This window comes from Polynucleobacter sp. SHI8, from assembly GCF_027944005.1.
Lineage (GTDB): Bacteria > Pseudomonadota > Gammaproteobacteria > Burkholderiales > Burkholderiaceae > Polynucleobacter.
The window spans coordinates 171076-191926 of sequence record NZ_AP027204.1; the positions used below are offsets into that span (position 1 = coordinate 171076).

The 20851-nt window shown below is 41.5% G+C and carries 19 protein-coding genes; 14 read left to right on the top strand and 5 right to left on the bottom strand.

All coding sequences use genetic code 11. The features are described from left to right. Positions 1-31 precede the first annotated feature (31 nt). The 10 genes from murD (at position 32) to lpxC (ending at position 11568) form a co-directional block, all read left to right on the top strand. A complete protein-coding gene (murD, locus tag QMN06_RS00955) occupies positions 32-1549 on the top strand; it encodes a UDP-N-acetylmuramoyl-L-alanine--D-glutamate ligase (protein ID WP_281971700.1) in 1518 nt (505 codons plus the stop codon). Next, the gene (gene ftsW, locus QMN06_RS00960) at positions 1546-2835 is read left to right on the top strand and encodes a putative lipid II flippase FtsW (protein WP_281970626.1); all 1290 of its coding nucleotides are present in this window, start codon (positions 1546-1548) and stop codon (positions 2833-2835) included. Before murD ends, ftsW begins: the two co-directional genes overlap by 4 nt. Further along, a complete protein-coding gene (murG, locus tag QMN06_RS00965) occupies positions 2832-3914 on the top strand; it encodes an undecaprenyldiphospho-muramoylpentapeptide beta-N-acetylglucosaminyltransferase (RefSeq protein WP_281970627.1) in 1083 nt (360 codons plus the stop codon). Before ftsW ends, murG begins: the two co-directional genes overlap by 4 nt. Continuing rightward, positions 3911-5350, top strand: a complete 1440-nt coding sequence (murC, locus tag QMN06_RS00970) for a UDP-N-acetylmuramate--L-alanine ligase (protein ID WP_281970628.1) — start codon at positions 3911-3913, stop codon at positions 5348-5350. The genes murG and murC overlap by 4 nt, the downstream gene beginning before the upstream one ends. Further along, positions 5343-6353 (top strand): D-alanine--D-alanine ligase, encoded by a 1011-nt coding sequence (locus QMN06_RS00975; RefSeq protein ID WP_281970629.1) that lies wholly within the window; start codon positions 5343-5345, stop codon positions 6351-6353. Before murC ends, QMN06_RS00975 begins: the two co-directional genes overlap by 8 nt. After that, positions 6350-7417 carry a cell division protein FtsQ/DivIB gene (locus QMN06_RS00980; RefSeq protein WP_281970630.1) on the top strand — a complete coding sequence of 356 codons (1068 nt, stop codon included), beginning with the start codon at positions 6350-6352 and terminating at the stop codon, positions 7415-7417. The genes QMN06_RS00975 and QMN06_RS00980 overlap by 4 nt, the downstream gene beginning before the upstream one ends. Next, positions 7414-8643, top strand: coding sequence for a cell division protein FtsA (ftsA, locus tag QMN06_RS00985; RefSeq protein WP_281970631.1), 1230 nt, complete (start codon positions 7414-7416; stop codon positions 8641-8643). Before QMN06_RS00980 ends, ftsA begins: the two co-directional genes overlap by 4 nt. Before the next feature lie 52 nt (positions 8644-8695). Beyond that, entirely contained in the window at positions 8696-10009 is a 1314-nt protein-coding gene (ftsZ, locus tag QMN06_RS00990) for a cell division protein FtsZ (RefSeq protein WP_281970632.1), read from the top strand. Positions 10010-10126: 117 nt separating this feature from the next. After that, positions 10127-10627 (top strand): peroxiredoxin, encoded by a 501-nt coding sequence (locus QMN06_RS00995; protein ID WP_281970633.1) that lies wholly within the window; start codon positions 10127-10129, stop codon positions 10625-10627. A 26-nt stretch (positions 10628-10653) separates the two neighbouring features. Next, a complete protein-coding gene (gene lpxC / locus QMN06_RS01000; RefSeq protein ID WP_281970634.1) occupies positions 10654-11568 on the top strand; it encodes a UDP-3-O-acyl-N-acetylglucosamine deacetylase in 915 nt (304 codons plus the stop codon). On the opposite strand, the gene QMN06_RS01005 is transcribed toward lpxC, so the two are convergent. Then, the gene (locus tag QMN06_RS01005) at positions 11561-12055 is read right to left on the bottom strand and encodes a hypothetical protein (protein WP_281970635.1); all 495 of its coding nucleotides are present in this window, start codon (positions 12053-12055) and stop codon (positions 11561-11563) included. The genes lpxC and QMN06_RS01005 overlap by 8 nt on opposite strands. Before the next feature lie 106 nt (positions 12056-12161). Between QMN06_RS01005 and secA the strand changes: the two genes are divergently transcribed. The 4 genes from secA to mutT all read left to right on the top strand — a co-directional run bounded on the left by secA (position 12162) and on the right by mutT (position 17538). Next, complete coding sequence (gene secA, locus QMN06_RS01010) at positions 12162-14924, top strand: preprotein translocase subunit SecA (protein WP_281970636.1); 2763 nt, start codon at positions 12162-12164, stop codon at positions 14922-14924. Between the two features lie 76 nt (positions 14925-15000). Then, the gene (argJ, locus tag QMN06_RS01015) at positions 15001-16227 is read left to right on the top strand and encodes a bifunctional glutamate N-acetyltransferase/amino-acid acetyltransferase ArgJ (RefSeq protein ID WP_281970637.1); all 1227 of its coding nucleotides are present in this window, start codon (positions 15001-15003) and stop codon (positions 16225-16227) included. Positions 16228-16257: 30 nt separating this feature from the next. Further along, positions 16258-17112, top strand: coding sequence for an ATP-binding protein (locus QMN06_RS01020; protein ID WP_281970638.1), 855 nt, complete (start codon positions 16258-16260; stop codon positions 17110-17112). Beyond that, entirely contained in the window at positions 17113-17538 is a 426-nt protein-coding gene (mutT, locus tag QMN06_RS01025) for an 8-oxo-dGTP diphosphatase MutT (RefSeq protein WP_281970639.1), read from the top strand. Here mutT and zapD read toward each other — a convergent pair whose 3' ends face one another. The 4 genes from zapD to QMN06_RS01045 form a co-directional block, all read right to left on the bottom strand. Further along, complete coding sequence (zapD, locus tag QMN06_RS01030; RefSeq protein ID WP_281970640.1) at positions 17539-18291, bottom strand: cell division protein ZapD; 753 nt, start codon at positions 18289-18291, stop codon at positions 17539-17541. Between the two features lie 92 nt (positions 18292-18383). Further along, entirely contained in the window at positions 18384-19016 is a 633-nt protein-coding gene (gene coaE, locus QMN06_RS01035) for a dephospho-CoA kinase (RefSeq protein WP_281970641.1), read from the bottom strand. Further along, on the bottom strand, positions 19013-19495 hold the full coding sequence (locus QMN06_RS01040; protein WP_281970642.1) for an A24 family peptidase: 483 nt from the start codon (positions 19493-19495) through the stop codon (positions 19013-19015). Before QMN06_RS01040 ends, coaE begins: the two co-directional genes overlap by 4 nt. Then, complete coding sequence (locus tag QMN06_RS01045) at positions 19492-20778, bottom strand: HlyC/CorC family transporter (protein WP_281971701.1); 1287 nt, start codon at positions 20776-20778, stop codon at positions 19492-19494. Before QMN06_RS01045 ends, QMN06_RS01040 begins: the two co-directional genes overlap by 4 nt. Between the last annotated feature and the right edge of the window lie 73 nt (positions 20779-20851).

A 20851-nucleotide genomic window follows, 5' to 3' on the forward strand; every position in this document is an offset into this window, starting at 1 on the left:
GAAAAGCTCCGAGACTTTTTCTATCCTAGTAATGGGAATTGGAGAATCTGGGCAAGCGATGGCTAAATGGGCGCATGCTCAAGGTGCACAAGTTGCCATGCACGATACGAGAGAACAAAGTGTAGTTTCATCAAAAATCCAAGAACAATTACAAGAGTTCCAAGACTTAGGCATCAAGATTACCTATGGTAAACAGGGTGCCTTCAGTTTGCAGGGTATTCAGATGATTGCCCTGAGCCCTGGTATTTCTCCATTAGACAGTTGGATAGAAAATCTATTGAATCAAGCAAAAGAACAGGGTATCGTCATTTGGGGTGAATTAGATTTTTTCACACAGGCCATTAATGCACTGAAGGAAACTCAAGCCTATCAACCTAAAGTGGTTGCAATTACTGGCACTAACGGTAAAACCACAACCACTGCGTTATGTGGTGTTATTTTTAGCAAAACCGGTAAGTCAGTTGCCGTAGCAGGAAATATTAGCCCATCACTTTTAGATAAATTGACCCAATGTCTTGTAGATCATCAGTTACCAGATATATGGGTATTAGAGCTTTCTAGCTATCAGTTGTTTTATAGCCAGAACTTTAACCCTGACGCTGCGACCGTCTTGAATATTACGGAAGATCATTTAGATTGGCATGGGGATTTTGATCACTACTGTGCCTCGAAGAAAAAAATATTTGGCCCAACTACTATTCCAATTCTGAATCGTGATGATTTAAAAGTTATGTCGATGGTTGATATAGATGCGAGAGATCGTTTGAGAACGATTTCATTTGGCATAGATACCCCACAAGAACCAGATCAATTTGGCATTGTAGGTGATATGAATGGAGGTATTGATTGGTTGGCGTGGATCATGCCTGATGAAGAATCTGGGCAAAGAAAACGTAGACGAGCCAAAGAAGTTGCTCATGAGTATGAGCAACCAATACAAATTAAGAGATTGATTCCTACAGAGGCATTACTCATTAAGGGGCGTCATAATGCCACCAATACCTTGGCTGCTCTTGGATTAGGGCAGGCAATTGATTTAAGTATGGCCTCTTTACTGCATGGACTTAGAGATTATCGCGGCGAGCCGCACCGAGTTCAGAGTATTGCCGTGATTGACGATGTTGAGTACATCGACGACAGTAAAGGTACAAATGTGGGCGCTACTCTTGCCGCATTAAATGGTCTAGGTGCAACTTTAGGTGAAAAGAAAATTATCCTGATTGCTGGAGGTGATGGTAAGGGGCAAAACTTTTCACCGTTAAGTGATGCTATTCATCGTTTTGTAAAACATATCTATTTATTGGGTAAAGATGCTCAACAAATTGAAGCAGTACTGAATGAGAATTTAGTTTCTATTTCACATGTGGCAACGATTGAAGAAGCTGTAGATCTAGCCTCCAAAATTGGACGTGCGGGCGACAAAATATTACTTTCACCGGCATGTGCAAGTTTAGATATGTTTAAAGATTATGTACATCGTGCGGAGGTTTTCAGTAGTGCTGTAGACAATATTTCCTATCAAACTCACGCGATTGGAGTGGGCTTATGAAAAATGTAGTTTCTCAAGGTTGGGGTGGGTTCTCAAGAATCTGGTCAAAATCTCGCAACGGGATTAGTGGCGGAATTCGCGAAGGATTTAATGATTTCCGTTCAGAATTAAGGGACGCCACCAAGACCAAAAAATATTCCCGCTCCGGTATGACACAGTGGGATCAACCATTGCTATGGACAACGACCTTGCTCGTATTGCTTGGTGTTGTGATGGTTTACTCGGCATCTATATCTATTGCAAACGGAAGCGGAAGTGTCGGCAGTCAAACTAGTGTCAGTTATTTAATCAGACATGTGATTTCAATTTGCGTCGCGATTGTGGCAGGGTTATTGGCTTATCAAGTACCACTTAAAGTATGGGATCGCATATCACCTTTAATTTTTGCTGTAACGATTGTTTTATTGATCGTTGTATTGATTCCTGGGGTTGGTCATGCAGTCAAAGGATCAAGAAGATGGATTCCATTAGGACTCATGAATTTTCAGCCATCCGAATTAATGAAACTCGCATGTGTATTATTTGTTGCCCATTACACCGTGCGTCGACAAGAGTTTTTACATTCATTTGTAAAAGGCTTCTTACCTATGGGATTTATTGTTGGATTTGTAGGCGTCTTATTGCTTTTAGAGCCTGATATGGGAGCATTTTTGGTTGTCGCAGGGATTGCGATGGGTATTTTATTTTTGGGTGGAATTAGCGCAAAACTATTTGGTTATTTAATCTGTATTGGTATCTTGGCGTTTAGCACGATTGTTGCCCTATCGCCTTTTAGAAAAGCTCGCATCATGGCATTTTTAGATCCTTGGGATCCCGAGCAAGCACAAGGAAAAGCATATCAATTGACCCATTCGCTCATGGCCTTTGGTCGAGGAGAATGGTTTGGAGCTGGGCTGGGAGGAAGTGTTGAGAAACTACATTATCTTCCAGAGGCACATACTGATTTCATTCTTGCGGTGATTGGTGAAGAGTTAGGCTTTGTTGGAGTATTGATTGTTATTTTAGGTTTTTACTACATCGTCCGTCGGTCATTTATGATTGGCCGGACATGCTTACAGTTAGATCGAAGTTTTGCTGGATTAGTGGCAAAAGGGATTGGTATTTGGATTGGGTGGCAGACCTTTATCAATATGGGTGTGAACCTTGGGCTATTGCCAACAAAAGGTTTAACCTTGCCATTAGTTAGTTATGGCGGATCTGCCTTATTGCTCAATATGATTGCCATTGCAGTACTACTCAAAATTGATGCAGAGAACCGGGTCTTAATGCGAGGTGGAAAGCTATGACACTGCTTACACCATCTTCAAAAGCGATCTTAATCATGGCAGGTGGAACTGGGGGGCATATTTTCCCAGGATTAGCTGTGGCCGAGTATCTGCGCTTAGAAGGTTGGAGAGTGTATTGGTTAGGCAATCCTAAAGGCATGGAGTTTAACATTATTACCAAACAAGGCATTTCATTTGAAGCTGTCGAGTTTGGAGGTTTAAGAGGTAAGGGGTTAATGACGAAATTGAAATTACCCTTTCATCTCCTGAAGGCATCTTTACAAAGCTTACACATCATCAGAAAAGTAAAGCCTCATGTTTTACTCGGAATGGGCGGATATATTACCTTCCCTGCTGGATTAGTTGCATCTATCGTTGGCTATCCACTTGTCTTACATGAGCAAAATTCAATTGCTGGACTTGCAAATAAAGTGCTATCTAAATTCGCATCAAGAAGCTTATGCGCATTTCCAGAAGCGATAGCGAATGCAGAATGGGTTGGTAATCCATTAAGAGCAAATTTATTGCAATTACCAGTTCCTGAAGTACGTTTTGCCAATCGAACTGGTCCGTTAAAAGTACTAGTCGTTGGTGGCAGTCTTGGGGCTCAAGCATTAAATGAAATCGTGCCGCAGGCAATCAGTATGATTCCGCAAGCTGAGCGCCCTTTGATCACCCATCAATCTGGGCAAAAAAATGTAGATACCTTAGTGTCAAACTATCAAGCGGCTGGCGTAGAAGCTGAGGTTAAACCATTTATCGATGATATGGCTCAAGCATATGGTGAGGCTGACTTAGTCATCTGTCGTTCAGGTGCGATGACTGTTGCTGAATTAGCAGCGTGTGGCGTTGCCTCTTATTTAGTGCCATTTCCGCATGCTGTGGATGATCATCAGACATCCAATGCACAATTTTTATCGCGTGCGAAAGCAGCAGTTTTGATGCCGCAATCAGAACTATCTCCAGCCCGCTTAGCTCAGTGGTTGCAATCGATCAATCGTGACACCTTATTAGAGATGTCAAATCAAGCATTGAACATGGCGAAGCCATTTGCAACTGCAAGGGTCGCAGAGGTTTGTAAGGAGGTCAGCCTCGCATGAAGCATATTGTTCAACATATTCATTTTGTGGGTATTGGCGGCGCGGGAATGAGCGGCATCGCTGAAGTTTTATTAAATTTAGGCTATCGCGTGAGCGGTTCAGATTTGGCAGCTAGTGCTAGTACTGAGCGATTAAAAGGTTTTGGGGCGGATATTTTTATCGGCCATCATGCAGATCATATAGGTAGTGCCGAGGCGGTTGTTATATCAACAGCAGTTACGGGAGATAACCCAGAAATTTTAGCGGCAAGAGCTGCGCATATACCCGTCATTCAACGTGCTGTGATGTTAGGTGAATTAATGCGCCTCAAGCAAGGCATTGCCATTGCTGGTACGCATGGCAAAACAACGACGACGAGCTTGGTTGCATCGATCCTCGCTGAGGGTCAATTAGATCCAACATTTGTGATAGGCGGTAAATTAACATCCGCTGGCGCAAACGCACGCTTAGGTACTGGAGAATTTATTGTTGCTGAGGCAGACGAATCTGATGCATCATTTTTAAATCTATTGCCGGTGATGGAGGTCGTCACCAATATTGATGCTGATCACATGGAAACCTATCAACATTCCATGGCTAAGTTAAAACAAGCATTTGTTCAATTTACTCAAAAAATGCCATTTTATGGCGTTGCAATCTTATGTGTAGATGACAACAATGTCAGGGATATGTTGCCCTTTGTTTCACAGTCTATATTGAAATATGGACTATCTGAGGATGCAGATGTAAGGGCTCTAGATGTTCGACCAGTAGATGCGATGATGCACTTCAGGGTAGAGCGTAAAACAGTTAGACGGCATGGACAAGTTCCAGGACCAATTGATATTGAGCTTAATTTGCCCGGTGTGCACAATGTCAGAAATGCTTTAGCAGCGATTGCCGTAGCAACAGAACTGGGTGTTAGTGACAAAGATATTATTCATGCCTTAAAAGAGTTCAAAGGAGTAGGGCGAAGATTTACTCGTCATGGAGAAATTAATATTCCATCAGGTGGAAGCTTTACTTTAATCGATGATTATGGGCACCATCCAGTAGAAATGGCTGCGACCTTGGCTGCTGCAAGAGGAGCATTTAAAAGTCGAAGATTAGTGTTGGCATTCCAACCACATCGCTTCACGAGAACTAGAGATTGTTTTGGTGATTTTGTCCATATACTGCAAAATTTTGATTCAGTTATTTTGACGGATGTGTATCCAGCTGGTGAGCCAATCATTAAGGGTGCAGATAGTCCGAGCTTAATTGATGCGATTCATCACAATCTTAAGTCCAAACCTGTGCAAGCATTACATGCGGAACATTTGGTTTACACATCTGATGTCAGGCAAGTTCCAAAAAGTATTATGAGTCATGTGCAAGATGGCGATGTCGTGATTACGATGGGTGCGGGTTCAATCTCAGCTATTCCTACCCGATTAGTGGAGGGACGTTATGAGTAAGCAAAACACACTTCAGCAATGGGTCGCGAATGTGGAGCAAGTATATACAAGCTTCAATCCATCTGACTATGGGCGTGTTGGTGTTTTATTGGGCGGCCGATCTGGAGAGAGGGACGTTTCATTACAGTCTGGCGGTGGCGTATTAGAAGCCTTAAAACATCTAGATATTGATGCACACCCATTTGATCCTGGGGTCAGACCAGTTGAGTCGATGACTCAAGAACAATTTGATCGGGTATTTATCTCTTTGCATGGTCGCTATGGAGAGGATGGGACGATGCAGGGATTTTTAGAACAATTATCCATTCCCTACACAGGTAGTGGCGTACTTGCTTCTGCGATGGCAATTGATAAACAAGTGACTAAAAATATCTGGTTAAGCCAAGGATTAGCGACACCGAAATTTATGATGTTAGATGAGCATTCAACATGGGATGAGGTAATTGATTATCTTGGATTGCCATTAATCGTTAAACCTGCCAGAGAAGGTTCTTCACTTGGGTTAACTAAAGTCAAACACGCATCAGAATTACCCGCGGCATATCAGTTAGCCGCCAAGTTAGACCGGGATGTAATGGCAGAGCAATGCATTATCGGAGAAGAACTGACTTGTCCTATGGTTGGGCAAGGTAAGCAAGTTCAAACATTGCCAATGATCAAAATTAAAGCGCCAGATGCTAATTACGATTATCACCATAAATATGTTTCTAATGACACTCAATACATCTGCCCACCGAGCCTTGATCCAAAACTTGAACAAGCCATTGAAGATTTAGCAATACGCTCCTATCAAACTTTAGGGTGTTCAGGATGGGGAAGGGCTGATGTGATGATTGATCAAAATACCAACCAACCATATTTACTTGAAATGAATACCTCTCCTGGTATGACCTCGCATTCACTAGTGCCGATGGCAGCTAAGCAAGCAGGTGTTTCATATGAAAAGTTAGTGTTGTGGATACTTCATCAAACGCTCAATCAATCTGTGGAGGAAAAAATATGAGAGCTTCCTCTTTAAATGCTGTTAAAAATAAAACGCCAAGCCCTTCTTTGGGAGAGGTTTTGTTGCCGTGGTTGATGAATACAGCCAAAAGTGTATTTTCTGGGCTTTTGGCAATCGTCATTTTTATGTTCGCACCAGTATGGAACTCAAAAGAGAGAATGAAGCATCTGACGCATTTCTTGATGTTCTCATTAATAGGATTAGTTTTGTTATGGGCATTTTTCTGGATTGGTCAAAGGCCAGTATTTACGATTGCGCAGATACAGATTCAAGGAGAAGGTGGCCAGAGTCTGAATCATGTTAGTCCAGCACTTATAAGAACTCAGGTATTAAATCAATTAGGTGGAAATTTCTTTAGCGTGAGATTAGATCTTGCTCGAAAAGCATTTGAGGAATTGCCATGGGTTAGGTCAGCCAGTGTAAGAAGAGTATGGCCAAATGGATTAAGTATTACCTTGGAAGAGCAACAACCCATCGGTATTTGGAGCACCAAAGATGGCCCTAAATTACTCAACTCTTATGGAGAGTTATTTACTGTTAATTTGGCAGAAGCTGAATTAGATAAAGGATTAGTTGAATTCTCTGGACCAACAAACGGCAATAAAGAAGCTGTAGAGCTCTATCAACAATTAGGTAATTGGTTTAAACCTTTAGATACAAAAGTAGTCAGTTTGTCCTTAAGTTCGAGATATTCCTGGACTACTCGTTTGGATAACGGCATGGTTTTTGAACTTGGAAGAGATCTGGATCAAAAAGATAGAAGTCAAATTAAAAATCGATTAGATCGATTTTTTAAAGTTTGGCCAGAAGTAAAAGAAAAACTTCCAAACAAAGTGGATTACATCGACTTGCGATATGCCAATGGTTTTGCAGTGAGATCTACCAATAAGTCTGAACTGAGTAAAAAGGATTCCCTAACAACCGCGGAAATATATACAAGCGCAAGCTTATTTTCAAACATACCCAATAGTGAAATGAGTGGTGAAGTCACAGATATCTCAAATAAAAAGAATACACAGGATTTGAAAAAATCAAAGTTTGTTGGTGGGCGGAAAAGTGAATGAGTAAAGATAATCGTAACTTATTAGTTGGTCTTGATATTGGAACTTCCAAGGTTGTTGCCTTGGTTGCAGATGTTCATGAAAACGGTGATTTTGATGTCATAGGTATTGGCAATACCGCTTCAAAAGGCATCAAAAAAGGTGTCGTAGTTAATATTGAAGATACCGTCAAATCCATTCAAAAAGCTTTAGAAGAAGCTGAAGTGATGGCGCAATGTCGTGTTGATCATGTATTCGCCATTATTTCTGGGAATCATGTACAGAGTTTTAATAGTACGGGAATGTATGCAATTCGAGATAAAGAGGTTTCGGCGCAAGATGTAGAGCGCGTGATCGAAAATGCAAAGCCAGTGAATGTACCCACTGATCAAAAAGTATTGCACATGTTAATTCAGGAATATTTAATTGATAGCCAAGAAGATGTGCGTGATCCGATTGGCATGAGTGGTCAAAAGTTAGAAGTAAGAACACATATTGTGACGGGTGCTGAAAGTGCCGTACAGAACATTATTAAATGTATACGTCGTTGTGGACTAGAAGTAAATGAGTTAGTTGTACAGCCACTTTCATCAAGCTTAGCGGTTCTGACTGAAGATGAAAAAGAATTAGGCGTTGTGATGGTGGACATTGGGGGCGGAACAACGGATATTGCAGTATTTTCACAAGGTTCTATTCGGTATACCGAAGTTATTCCACTCGGAGGTGATCAAATTACCAATGATATTGCCATGGCTTTAAGAACCCCAACGGTTGATGCCGAGGATTTGAAAATTCAATATGGTTGCGCTAAACAATCCCTTGCTGATCCACAAGGAATGTTAGATGTGCCTGGTATTGGAGAGAGAGAATCTAAGCCAATTTCAAGACAGTCTTTAGCTGCGGTTATTGAGCCCAGGGTTGAAGAATTATTTAAATTTGTGGTGGATGCATTAGAGCATTCCGGATATACCCACATGATTCCTTCTGGAGTTGTATTGACAGGTGGCGCGGCGAGTATGCCTGGCATTGTTGAATTAGCAGAAGAAATATTTAATAAACCCGCACGCATCGGAATACCTGATTACAACGGACATTTAAAAGATGTTTTACGAACACCTAAATACTCTGCAAGCATTGGCTTGTTAAGAGAAGGTCGTGCGCAAATTATGCAAGGTCAAGAGGCAAATAGGTCAAAGCCACTGGGTGGCGTCATGAGGCGCTTCAGAGATTGGTTCACTGGAAATTTTTAAGAAGTTGTTTTATATGTAGTCGTCAATAGCAGCAATTAACCTTGGAGGAAGTATGGAATTTGAGATAGTAGATGAATCTGTTGCTGGCAAGACCAACATTCGTGTGGTCGGAGTCGGTGGCGCGGGCGGCAATGCAGTACAACACATGATTCGTCGTGGTGTACAAGGCGTTGAGTTTATTTGTATGAATACAGATGCTGGAGCATTACAGCGTTCAAAAGCTGAGCTGAACTTACAGCTAGGTGATAAAGGACTTGGTGCGGGCGCCAAACCTGAAGTAGGTGAACAGGCAGCTCAAGAAGCAAAAGCAAGAATTGCAGATGCATTGCAAGGTGCTCACATGGTATTTATTACAGCGGGTATGGGTGGTGGAACTGGTACAGGAGCTGCTCCGGTTGTTGCGCAAATTGCGAAAGAAATGGGTATTCTGACTGTTGGAGTTGTGAGTAAGCCATTTGACTTCGAGGGTGCGAAACGATCAAAAGTTGCTGAAAACGGTGCCGCTGAATTAGAGAAATATGTGGACTCTTTAATTGTTGTTTTGAATGAAAAACTGTTTGAAGTAATGGGCGAAGATGCAGAGATGCATACGGCCTTTAGCGCAGCTGATGATGTTTTACATAATGCGGTTGCTGGTATCGCAGAAATCATCAATGAACATGGTTTAATTAACGTGGACTTTGAAGATGTCAAAACAGTGATGGGTGAGCAAGGTAAGGCGATGATGGGAACCGCTACTGTTTCTGGTGTTGATCGTGCTCGTTTAGCCGCTGAAGCAGCAGTTGCATCACCATTATTAGAAGGTGTAGATTTATCTGGGGCAAGAGGCGTGTTGGTCAATATCACAGCAAGCCGCTCACTCAAACTTTCAGAAACAAGAGAAGTGATGGCAGCGATTCGTGGCTATGCTGCCGAAGATGCAACCATTATTTTTGGAACTGTTTATGATGAGTCTTTAGCCGATGCAATCCGCGTTACTGTAGTGGCAACTGGCTTAAACGGTGGTAAAAAGAATCAACAGCGTCCAGAGGAAGTATTTTGGCGTGAACAGGCAACAGGTACTTACAATGCAACACCTGCGATGGCTGATTTGAAGACGTTTCAACCAACTAGTCCGATTGCTACACAAGCATTAAGTCAAGTGACTTCAGGATACGCTTCTAATATGCCGACTTTAGGTCAAGCAATGCCAGAAACTAGTGCAATAGAAACTGCATCTGGAATACCAGCAGTATTTAAGCCATCACCGAATCGAGGACCGACACCAAGTTTGGGTGCATCTAGTTCACCGCAAGCAAGAACTTTGCTTGAAAAGGGTACGGATTTTTATGACATACCTGCCTTTTTAAGGAAGCAAGCTGATTAAATAACTCTTTTAGATCAATCTCTTACGAATTTTTGGTGGTAGTGTTCCTCCAAATGACGACGACTGCGCTACTATCATGGTTCGTGAGAGGTTTATTTTTTTAAAAAGGAGAGAGTGATGATTGCTGTAAATCAAGCCGTACCAAATGCAACGCTATATGAATTCATATCCCAGGAGACTCCTGGGTGCACGATTGGACCTAATGCATTTCAGGTATCTGAAATTACAAAAGGAAAAAAAATTATTGTTTTTGGCTTGCCAGGAGCTTTCACACCGACATGTTCAGCACAACATGTTCCTGGATATGTAGAACATTTTGCAGCTTTAAAAGCAAAAGGTGTTGATGAAGTTTGGTGTGTCTCAGTGAATGATGCCTTTGTAATGGGTGCATGGGGAGATAACCTGAAGGTCGGCAGCACTGTACGGATGATGGCGGATGGTAGTGGCGAATGGACAAAAGCTTTGGGATTAGAGTTTGACTTAGTTGCCAAAGGTTTAGGCGTGCGTTCACAACGCTATGTCATGGTTTTAGATAATGGTGTTGTCAAGCATCTCGCAGTAGAAGCGCCTGGTAAATTTGAAGTAAGTAGTGCGCAAGCTGTGATGGCGCATGTGTAATTAAAAAAGGTGTGGGCTAAGAATATATGTTGAAACAACAAACGATTGCTGAACCAATCAAAACAGTAGGTATTGGTTTACATTCTGGTAATCGCTCTAATTTATATTTAAAGCCCGCACCCATTGATTCAGGGATTACCTTTGTTCGTCTTGATTTGGCAGAGCCAATCACTATTCCAGCGAAGGCAGAATTTATTACAGACACTCGTTTGGCGAGTGTTTTGCAGATCGGTGATAGCCGAATTTCTACAGTTGAACATCTCCTTTCAGCATGTGCTGGGCTTGGGATTGATAATTTACTCGTAGAAATTGATGGTGAGGAGATTCCGATTATGGATGGCAGTGCCGCTTCATTTTTATTCTTGATTCAATCGGCAGGAATTGCTGTTCAAAACGCTCCCAAGAAATTTATCAAAATCAAAAAAATAGTTGAAGTGGTCGAAGGTGACAAGCTTGCAAGGTTAGAGCCTTTTTTTGGCTTTAAATTAGATTTCACGATTGATTTCAAACACCCTGCTTTAGATAAGACAGGTCAGAGATGCATTATCGACTTTAATGAAACCAGCTATTCCAAGGAAATTGGTAGGGCAAGAACCTTTGGTTTTGCTCATGAGGTCGAGGCTTTAAGGGAAATTGGTTTAGCGCGCGGCGGAAGTTTAGACAATGCAATTGTGCTAGACGAGCACCGAATTTTAAATAATGAAGAATTACGTTACGAAGACGAATTCGTGCGTCATAAAATATTAGATGCTATTGGAGATTTATATTTGGCAGGTTATCCGATTATTGGAGCATATGTCGCTGAAAAGTCCGGTCATGCTTTGAATAATTTGTTACTTCGCCAACTATTTAAAGAGCCAGATGCCTATGAAATCGTTAGTTTTAGCCAGATGGCAAATGCTCCAATGGCTTATCAGGTACAACACGAAGAGATTAATTAATTCTTTTTAATAGTTTTTTTACTTCTTTATAGACTGGCGATTCCTCATCCATTTCCTTTAGTAACTTTTGCCAAGCCTCTTTACTCGCAGGACTCACTTCTAAAGGTTCGTGGTGAAGATACGCATCATCCTTTGAGGTTGATATGGGAGTCAGTTTTGGGGACACTTTTAAGTGAATTGCCTTGAGGGGAAAACCAGATTCTCGGAAATAATTTAATAAGCTAGGTAATTTATTTTTTAGTTTACTCACCAAGACCGCTTTTTGAGTCATTAACTTAATTTCGCCCGCGATGGTGATTTCACCTAAAGAGATTTCAGGGGCATATTGGACTAAGTCCATTTTTCCAAGAGCTTGTACTAAAACCAACTGAAGTTCATAACGCTTTTGAATTTCATCAAAAATATGAGTGATAGGCCCCTCACTCGCACTTGGATCAAATAATTTAGCTATTTCGAGTGCTTCAGTGTTTTTTTTGAAATATGGCATAAGTCATTTGCAAGCAATACAATGGAGTAATAGGGTTTTAAGTACATTCTTTAGAAGCATTTCTATGAATGATAAACTCATAAGTTAAATTTAATCTAAGAAAATTATGGTATCAGGACTTTTAAAGAAAATCATTGGCAGCCGTAACGATCGTCTGCTCAAGCAATATCGTAAAACGGTCAACGAAATTAATGCCTTAGAAGATCAGTTTCAGGGTTTAACGGATGAGCAATTGCAGGCCAAAACCTTAGAACTCAAAGCGATGCTGGGTGAAGGTAAGACATTAGACGAAATTTTAGTTCCGGCATTTGCTTTAGTCCGAGAGGCCAGTAAAAGAACCTTAAAAATGCGCCATTTCGATGTTCAATTGATTGGCGGCATGGCACTTCATCAGGGAAAAATCGCAGAAATGCGAACCGGTGAAGGAAAAACACTCACAGGAACTCTCCCAGTATTTTTAAATGCCTTAAGTGGCAAAGGCGTTCACGTGATTACAGTGAATGACTATTTAGCAAAGCGTGATGCTGAGTGGATGGCAACTATTTATCGATTTTTGGGTTTAAGTGTTGGTATCAATTTATCCCAAATGTCGCATGAAGAAAAGCAGCAAGCCTACAGCTCAGACATTACCTACGGCACGAATAATGAGTTTGGTTTTGATTATTTGCGCGATAACATGGTGCACGATATTGGGCAGCGGGTACAACGTGGCCTCAATTTTGCCATCGTCGATGAAGTAGATTCGATTCTGATTGATGAAGCCAGAACCCCCTTGATCATATCCGGACAAGCAGATGATCATACAGATGTGTATATCAAAATGAATGTCATTCCAGGATATTTGGACCGACAAATTGGTGAAGAAAAAGCCGATGGAACTGGAGTAGAGAAACCTGGTGACTATGTAATTGATGAAAAATCACAACAAGTGTTTTTGACCGAAAGTGGCCATGAAAAAGCCGAAAATATATTAGTACAAATTGGCTTACTTAAAGATGGGGACTCTTTGTATGCCCCGCAAAATATTGCATTAATGCACCACTTGCTCGCTACGTTGCGGGCTCATACTTTATTTAATCGTGATCAGCATTATGTGGTTCAAGATGGCGAAGTAGTGATCGTTGATGAGTTTACAGGTCGTTTAATGACCGGCAGAAGATGGTCAGAAGGATTGCATCAAGCAGTTGAGGCAAAAGAAGGTGTGTCGATTCAGAATGAAAATCAGACCATGGCAACGATAACCTTCCAAAATTATTTTAGGATGTATGCCAAGTTATCAGGTATGACAGGGACCGCCGATACAGAAGCGTATGAGTTCCAAGAAATTTATGGCCTTGAAACGGTTGTTATACCCCCTAATCGACTCAGTAAAAGAGCGGATAAGCACGACCAAATATATAAATCTTCTCAGGAACGATATAACGCAGTCGTTGCAGATATCAAAGATTGTTTTGAGCGAGGCCAGCCAGTTCTTGTTGGCACCACTTCGATTGAGAATTCTGAATTAATTTCAGCGATACTGAATAAAGAGAAATTAAATCATCAAGTATTAAATGCTAAACAGCATGCGCGCGAGGCAGAAATTATTGCCCAAGCAGGACGACCAAAGATGATTACGATTGCCACCAATATGGCGGGTCGCGGGACGGATATTGTGCTTGGCGGAAATGTTGAAAAACAAGCTGGTTTTATTCAATTAGATACGACTTTGACTGAGTCACAAAAGCAGAGCAAAGTTCAACAACTTGAAGATGAGTGGCAAAGCTTACATGAGCAAGTAGTAGCCGCAGGTGGACTACATATTATTGGTACAGAACGACATGAAAGTCGCCGTATTGATAACCAGTTACGCGGACGATCAGGTCGTCAAGGTGACCCTGGATCATCACGTTTTTATCTATCTTTAGATGATGATTTATTGCGTATTTTTGCAGGCGATCGATTAAGAGGGATTATGGATCGTCTAAAAATGCCTGAGGGAGAGCCTATTGAAGCCAATATGGTTTCTCGAGCAATTGAATCTGCGCAGCGTAAAGTTGAAGGACGAAACTTTGATATTCGCAAACAATTACTTGAATACGATGATGTCGCCAATGATCAACGTCGTGAAACCTATAACCTCAGAAACCAAGTGTTGGAGGCGCAGGACGTCAGTATATTAAGCGAAAACTTACGAGTCGATGTTTTCAATGAGGTTGTTCAACAATATGTTGATGAAGAAACATTGCCGGAGCAGTGGGATATCGCTGGCTTGGAGCGTGAGCTTGAAAGCGAATGGAGTATTTCTGTTCAATTAGCTCAAAAAGTCAATGATCAAGACCAGGTCGAAGTTGAAGATGTACAAGCTTGGGTTCAAGAGGCTGTTCAAGAGGCGTATTTGAAAAAGATTGATCAGGCTGATCGAACTTCCTTTACCGCGTTTGAGCGTTCAGTATTTTTGTATAGCCTTGACACCCATTGGCGCGAACATCTAGCCGCACTGGATTATTTGCGACAAGGGATACACTTACGAGGATATGCACAAAAAGATCCTAAGCAAGAGTATCGTCGTGAGGCATTTGAGTTATATGCAGGGTTATTAGAGGCCATAAAAAAAGACATTACCAGAACGATTATGAATGTGCGTATTGCCTCAGCGGATGAGTTAAATCAAGCCACGGATGCGATTCAGGACGATTTAGAGAAATTAGGTGATGTTAAGTATCAGCATGCTGATGCTTCTAGCTCCAACCATGAACCTGAGGATGGTGCAGTGAGCGAACAAAAAATGAAGCCAATCATCAATACCGTACCTAAGGTTGGCAGAAATGAACCATGTCCTTGCGGAAGTGGTAAAAAGTTCAAGCAATGTCATGGAGCTCTCAGCTAACCTGCTCTTCATCAGAGTTTCACTAAAGCATGCCTATAATTTAGGTAAACTCTGTAACTCTTTTTAAGGTGAGCACATGGCAGTTAATCTTCCTCAATTACAAGCATCTTCACTTCACGAAGTTCCCGGTATTCAGTTAGGGTATGCAATGGCTGGTATTAAAAAGCCAGGTCGTAAAGATGTTTTATTAATTACTTTGTCTGAGAATACTTCCGTTGCAGGCGTATTTACACTCAATCGCTTTTGTGCTGCTCCTGTACAAGTTTGTAAAGAACATCTGAGTACTGCCAACGGTATCCGTGCATTGATTATTAATACCGGTAATGCCAATGCTGGCACAGGTGAGACTGGCCTAAAAGATGCTCGAGCCACCTGTCAAGCCGTTGCGCAGAATCTTGGTCTACAGGAAAATCAAATTCTGCCATTTTCAACAGGCGTGATTTTAGAGCCATTGCCATTACAAAAAATCTTAACGGTATTACCGCAAGCGCAAATGGATTTAAAAGCGAATGCTTGGTTTGATGCGGCAAATGCAATTATGACCACCGATACACTACCCAAAGCTTACTCGCTGCAAAAAGACATCGAGGGTAAGACCGTAACAATGACCGGTATCAGTAAAGGTGCCGGCATGATTCATCCGAATATGGCGACTATGCTCGGCTTTATTGGCACAGATGCTCAGGTCCCTCAGGCATTATTACAAGAGCTTACCCAAGAAATCGCAGATTTATCGTTTAATGCCATTTCCATTGATGGCGATACCTCCACGAATGATTCTTTCATGATCATGGCTACAGGTAAAAGTGGACTCGTGATTGAAAGTAAAGAAAGTCCTAGCTATTCAGAGTTTAGAGCCATGCTTTTAGAGACTTCCCAGCAATTAGCGCAGCAAATTGTGCGGGATGGTGAAGGAGCCACGAAGTTCATGACTGTGCATGTCAAAGGTGGCAACAGCTTAGAAGAATGCAAATTGGTCGGAGAGGCAATTTCTCATTCACCATTAGTAAAAACAGCTTTCTTTGCAAGCGACCCCAACTTAGGCCGCATTTTGGCCGCAATTGGTTATGCTGGGATTTTAGACCTCGATGTGAGTGGTGTACAACTTTGGTTGGGCGATGTTTGGGTAGCTAAAAACGGTTGTCGTAATCCTGACTATGTAGAAGCTGACGGACAGCGCGTCATGCAAGAATCTGAGATTTTGATTACCGTAGATTTAGGTCGTGGAGCATTTGAACGTACAATGTGGACATGTGACTTTTCACATGAGTATGTTTCGATTAACGCGGACTATCGTTCTTAGGAATCACTAGTCCACCAACCTAGTAAATTTATGTCTGACAATTTGGAAAGATTATTAGGGCATTTGGAAGCTTTTTTTCCGAAGCCACTGACGCAAGAAGATTGGCGAACTGCAAAAGCTTTTAAATGGCAGCATCGTCAAAGTATTTTAGGTAGTGTAGGTTTTCTTAAGCCAATCAAACATTTGTCTGCAATATCCTTTGACGATTTGCAAGGTATTGAACGTCAAAAAGAATCCATCATGAACAATACCGGTCATTTTGTGGCTGGTAAACCAGCTAATAATGTTTTGTTAACCGGTGCTCGTGGAACTGGAAAGTCTTCCCTGATTAAAGCTTGTTTGAACTATTTTGAAAAAGATGGGTTAAGGCTTGTCGAGGTGGATAAAGAGCACTTATCCGATCTCCAAGATTTAACTGAACTATTGGCAACACGTCCAGAGCGTTTTATTGTGTATTGCGATGACTTATCTTTCGAAGAGGGTGAGGCAGGATATAAGGCCCTTAAATCAGCGCTCGACGGCTCTTTATCTGCTCAAGTAGATAACGTCTTAATTTATGCAACCTCCAATCGACGTCATTTACTCCCGGAATATATGACTGATAACGAGTCCTATCGACATATGTCAGATGGAGAGATTCATCCTGGAGAAGTAGTTGAGGAAAAAATTTCATTATCAGAGCGTTTTGGATTATGGGTTTCATTTTATCCACCCAAGCAAGATGAGTATCTAGAAATTGTGGCGCATTGGTTAGCTGATTTTGGTGTTCCTCAAGAGGCGATTGAAGCCGCCAAGCCTGAAGCTTTGGTATGGGCTTTAGAACGAGGTTCACGGTCCGGCCGTGTTGCTTGGCAATTTGCAAGGCATTACGCTGGAGCGCACTAATTGAATCATCCCCTGCAGTCAAGAAAAGTGACCGAAGTTGCAGTAGGTATTATTCTTCAACCGGAGGGGAAGTTCTTATTAGCCAAGCGGCCCATAGGTAAACCATACGAAAACTATTGGGAGTTTCCTGGCGGAAAGTTAGAAGAGGGCGAATCAGTCCACCAAGCATTAGTAAGGGAATTATTTGAAGAGCTTGGGATTTTGATTCAAGATAGTCAAGCGTGGGATGTGATTGAGCATGATTATCCACATGCTTACGTGCGACTCTACTTAAGGGTTGTAAGACAATGGACGGGCCAAGCTCAAGGACTTGAAGGACAAGAATTACATTGGCAAGCATTGAAAAGCAATCAAGACGCTGATGTCAGTCCATTACTTCCAGCAACAATTACTATTATGGAAAAGATGGCTTATCAGCCACTTTGATCAAAGATTACAAAGATTTAAGGCAAAAGTAACGTTTTGCGTCACAGCATGAGGTTTACCCGTTGTGGAGTTTTGCAGAAAACGAATCCAAAGCATGTGCTTATTGGCACTAATTTCTGGAATTAGATCGTTTTCTTGAATCCGTACACGAATCAATTGATAGACTTTGCCAGATAACATTTGTTGAAATGACCCATTTTCAGAGTTTACTTCATGGAACTCTGAGGATTGGCGAAGCAACTTCAAGTAGAGATCACACGTCAATTTCCAATCCGCAAATGCGGGCGTATAGGTCATCAGTTGTGCGCGACGATCCTGAGCTGGCCGCTGTTGCCAGCTGTAAAAGCTAGGTAAGTCGATGGGGCTTGTGCCACCAGGAACACTCAGACGTGTTCGGATCATACTCAACCATTCACTTTCATTCATGATGGTACTGGGCTTACCGACCAGATTATTGAGGGTGACAAGACAAGTTTCAATTTCTGTAATCGTTGACTCAAGGGCCTGCGTATTCACAGAGGCCTCTGATCGGAAAGAGCTTAATAAGACACGTTGGCGTTCAAGTTCTTTTAATAAGCTAGATTTTAAGTCAGCACGCGAAGTAACTTCACCAATATCAAAAATCAAACTAATCGCCGTTAAATGATGTTCTGGGTGATCTGAATTTAGAAAAACGCTTAATCTTTCGAATAGATATTCCAATCGCAATAAGCTGCGAACAGTTTCGTTAAAGGGATATTCGTAAGTAAGCATTGAATTAATTGTATTTATATATTCAGTTATTCTAAGATTAATTTCTGATTTTCGATACTTTTTAAATCATATATGAAAAGTATCTAAAAATCCTATGATACCTCTATATTTTTTAAAATCTGGAGATGCGTATGAGAAATCTGTTCCTCTAGTTCCTTAAGAGTACCGTTATTCTCGATCACGTAATCTGCGTACTGCAATCTCATCGCCCGAGGTGTTTGAGTGGCAATGATTTTTTCAATCATTTCGTGTTGTAATTGATTTCGCAGAGTGACCCTTTTGATTTGTAAATCAACCGAACAATCAACCACGACGATTTTGTTAAACCGACCCTGCCAGCCAGCAGACTCGAATAGCAAAGGAATCATAAAAATAATATATGGAGGATTTTTTTCAAGAGCTTGAAGAGCCGCACGCTCACTCAGTTCACGAATCAGTGGATGGGTAATTGCCTCTAATTTTTTAAGTGCTTGAGGATCATTAAATACTAAAGAGCGCATTTTTGCTCGATCTAAAGCACCTTCTGGAGATAAGTATTCAGAACCAAAGATAGATTTGATTTCATTGATAGCTGCACCATGAGGGGCGGTAATTTGATGAGCAATAGCATCACTGTCAATCACAGGTATTCCCAATTTCTCAAAAGCAATCCCCGCGGCGCTTTTACCACTGCCGATACCACCCGTCAAAGCCAGTTTGTATGATGATTCAAGGCTTAAATTCATAGGTTCAAGCGCCATTGATAAATTGAAAAACCGATACCTGTTAGACACAGATAAGGCCCAAAAGCAATTATAGAAGATGGCTTCTTACTTGAATAAGGGATGAGTTGAAAGACCAAACAACCCAGAGAAGCTATAAATAGAATAGGTATAACATGGGCATAGCCAAAAACGGCACCTAACGCGCCTAATAATTTTGCATCCCCCATACCAATGCCATATGTCTTTCGAAGCCTCTTATAGATCAGGTTGAGGATATAAATGAGACTGATACCAAGAGTCGCTCCAAGTAGCCCATCCAAAAATGAACAAAAACCAAATGGCGTGAGATTCATTACAAGACCTAAAGCTAGTAAGCCTAAAGTCAGTCGATTGGGTAGTAAAAATGTTTTAAGATCAATCACACAGAGTATGATCAAAATACCGCTCAAAGCAAGAACATAAAGCAGTTGAGCAAGAACATAAAGCAGTAGCACGATCATACGAGCTTGGGCATGGATGATTTGGGAGGTCTGTGGATACGAACGGTTTTAATTGATTGTTGATCGAACTGAATAATTTCCATGACACAATCCGCCACTTTAAGGCTGATATCGTTATCCGGAATCTCTTCTAAGATATCAATTAAGAGACCATTGAGGGTCCGAGGGCCATCAGTTGGTAAATGTAGACCTAAAAGTCGGTTGAGGTCTCGCAAATTGGAGCTACCCGAAGCAATATACGTATTATCTTTGAGCCACTGTGTTTTATTGGCAAGACTTGGTAAAGAGGTTGTAAATTCTCCGATTAACTCTTCCACAATATCTTCAATCGTCACCAAACCAAGCACTACACCATATTCATCGACAACTAGACCAATTCTTTGTTGAAGCTCTTGGAAAAAGCGTATTTGTTGCAGCACCTGGGTGCCACTAGGAATAAAGTAAGGTTCATTTAAAAGGGCTTTAAATTGATCATGATTAAGATCTTTATCACCTATCAAAGAAACCACTTTACGCACAGATAAGATGCCGATGACACGGTCAGGATCTTGGTCTGTAGTGGGTAAGTTATGGTGGTAACAAGTTTCCATTTGATGCAGAACTTCATCGATGGGCCGTGATAAATCGAGCGTTTCCATTCGTGCACGGGGCGTCATCATATCATCCACCGTGATATGTTCAAGATTAAATAAATTGACCAAAATATTTCGGTGTTGCGAAGGAATAAAGTGACTAGTTTCTAGGACCAAGCTTCTCAGCTCTTCAGGACTTAGACGATTTTCTGCGGAGTTTTTTGTGTTTAGGCGCATGATTTTGAGTAACGCCGAGACAAAAATATTAACAAACATAACCAGTGGTGTCATCACCCAAACTAATGGACGGATGACCCAACTTACGGCAGATGCGATTTGGTCTGGAAATGCTGCACCAATGACCTTTGGTGTGATTTCACAAAAAATAATAATTAAAAAAGCGACTAAGGCCGTTGTGAGGGATAAAACGGAACCACTATTACCAAATGCATGCAGTGCAATCCCGGCAATCAGCACTGGAACAAACGTATTAATTACATTATTGCCAATCAGAATGACCGATAAAAGTTCCTCAGTTCTACCTAAGAGACCATTGGCCAGTTTGGCTCCTTGATGACCTTGATTGGCCTTATGCTTCAGGCGATGGCGATTTGCCGCCATCATGCTGGTTTCAGTGATTGAGAAAAAAGCAGAGGTTGCTAACAAGAGGAGAACGGCCGCCAGTTTTGCCCACCATGGCCAATCTTCCAGCAAAGTATCCATAGATTAATCGTGTTTCAGAGTAAATGAGTACAAACTATATCAAACCTAAGGATGAATGGAA

Excerpts from the sequence above, each read along its gene's own strand:
- murD (WP_281971700.1), top strand. The coding sequence starts at position 32 with ATGGGAATTGGAGAATCTGGGCAAGCGATGGCTAAATGGGCGCATGCT.
- ftsW (WP_281970626.1), top strand. The coding sequence starts at position 1,546 with ATGAAAAATGTAGTTTCTCAAGGTTGGGGTGGGTTCTCAAGAATCTGG.
- murG (WP_281970627.1), top strand. The coding sequence starts at position 2,832 with ATGACACTGCTTACACCATCTTCAAAAGCGATCTTAATCATGGCAGGT.
- murC (WP_281970628.1), top strand. The coding sequence starts at position 3,911 with ATGAAGCATATTGTTCAACATATTCATTTTGTGGGTATTGGCGGCGCG.
- QMN06_RS00975 (WP_281970629.1), top strand. The coding sequence starts at position 5,343 with ATGAGTAAGCAAAACACACTTCAGCAATGGGTCGCGAATGTGGAGCAA.
- QMN06_RS00980 (WP_281970630.1), top strand. The coding sequence starts at position 6,350 with ATGAGAGCTTCCTCTTTAAATGCTGTTAAAAATAAAACGCCAAGCCCT.
- ftsA (WP_281970631.1), top strand. The coding sequence starts at position 7,414 with ATGAGTAAAGATAATCGTAACTTATTAGTTGGTCTTGATATTGGAACT.
- ftsZ (WP_281970632.1), top strand. The coding sequence starts at position 8,696 with ATGGAATTTGAGATAGTAGATGAATCTGTTGCTGGCAAGACCAACATT.
- QMN06_RS00995 (WP_281970633.1), top strand. The coding sequence starts at position 10,127 with ATGATTGCTGTAAATCAAGCCGTACCAAATGCAACGCTATATGAATTC.
- lpxC (WP_281970634.1), top strand. The coding sequence starts at position 10,654 with ATGTTGAAACAACAAACGATTGCTGAACCAATCAAAACAGTAGGTATT.
- QMN06_RS01005 (WP_281970635.1), bottom strand. The coding sequence starts at position 12,055 with ATGCCATATTTCAAAAAAAACACTGAAGCACTCGAAATAGCTAAATTA.
- secA (WP_281970636.1), top strand. The coding sequence starts at position 12,162 with ATGGTATCAGGACTTTTAAAGAAAATCATTGGCAGCCGTAACGATCGT.
- argJ (WP_281970637.1), top strand. The coding sequence starts at position 15,001 with ATGGCAGTTAATCTTCCTCAATTACAAGCATCTTCACTTCACGAAGTT.
- QMN06_RS01020 (WP_281970638.1), top strand. The coding sequence starts at position 16,258 with ATGTCTGACAATTTGGAAAGATTATTAGGGCATTTGGAAGCTTTTTTT.
- zapD (WP_281970640.1), bottom strand. The coding sequence starts at position 18,291 with ATGCTTACTTACGAATATCCCTTTAACGAAACTGTTCGCAGCTTATTG.
- coaE (WP_281970641.1), bottom strand. The coding sequence starts at position 19,016 with ATGAATTTAAGCCTTGAATCATCATACAAACTGGCTTTGACGGGTGGT.
- QMN06_RS01040 (WP_281970642.1), bottom strand. The coding sequence starts at position 19,495 with ATGATCGTGCTACTGCTTTATGTTCTTGCTCAACTGCTTTATGTTCTT.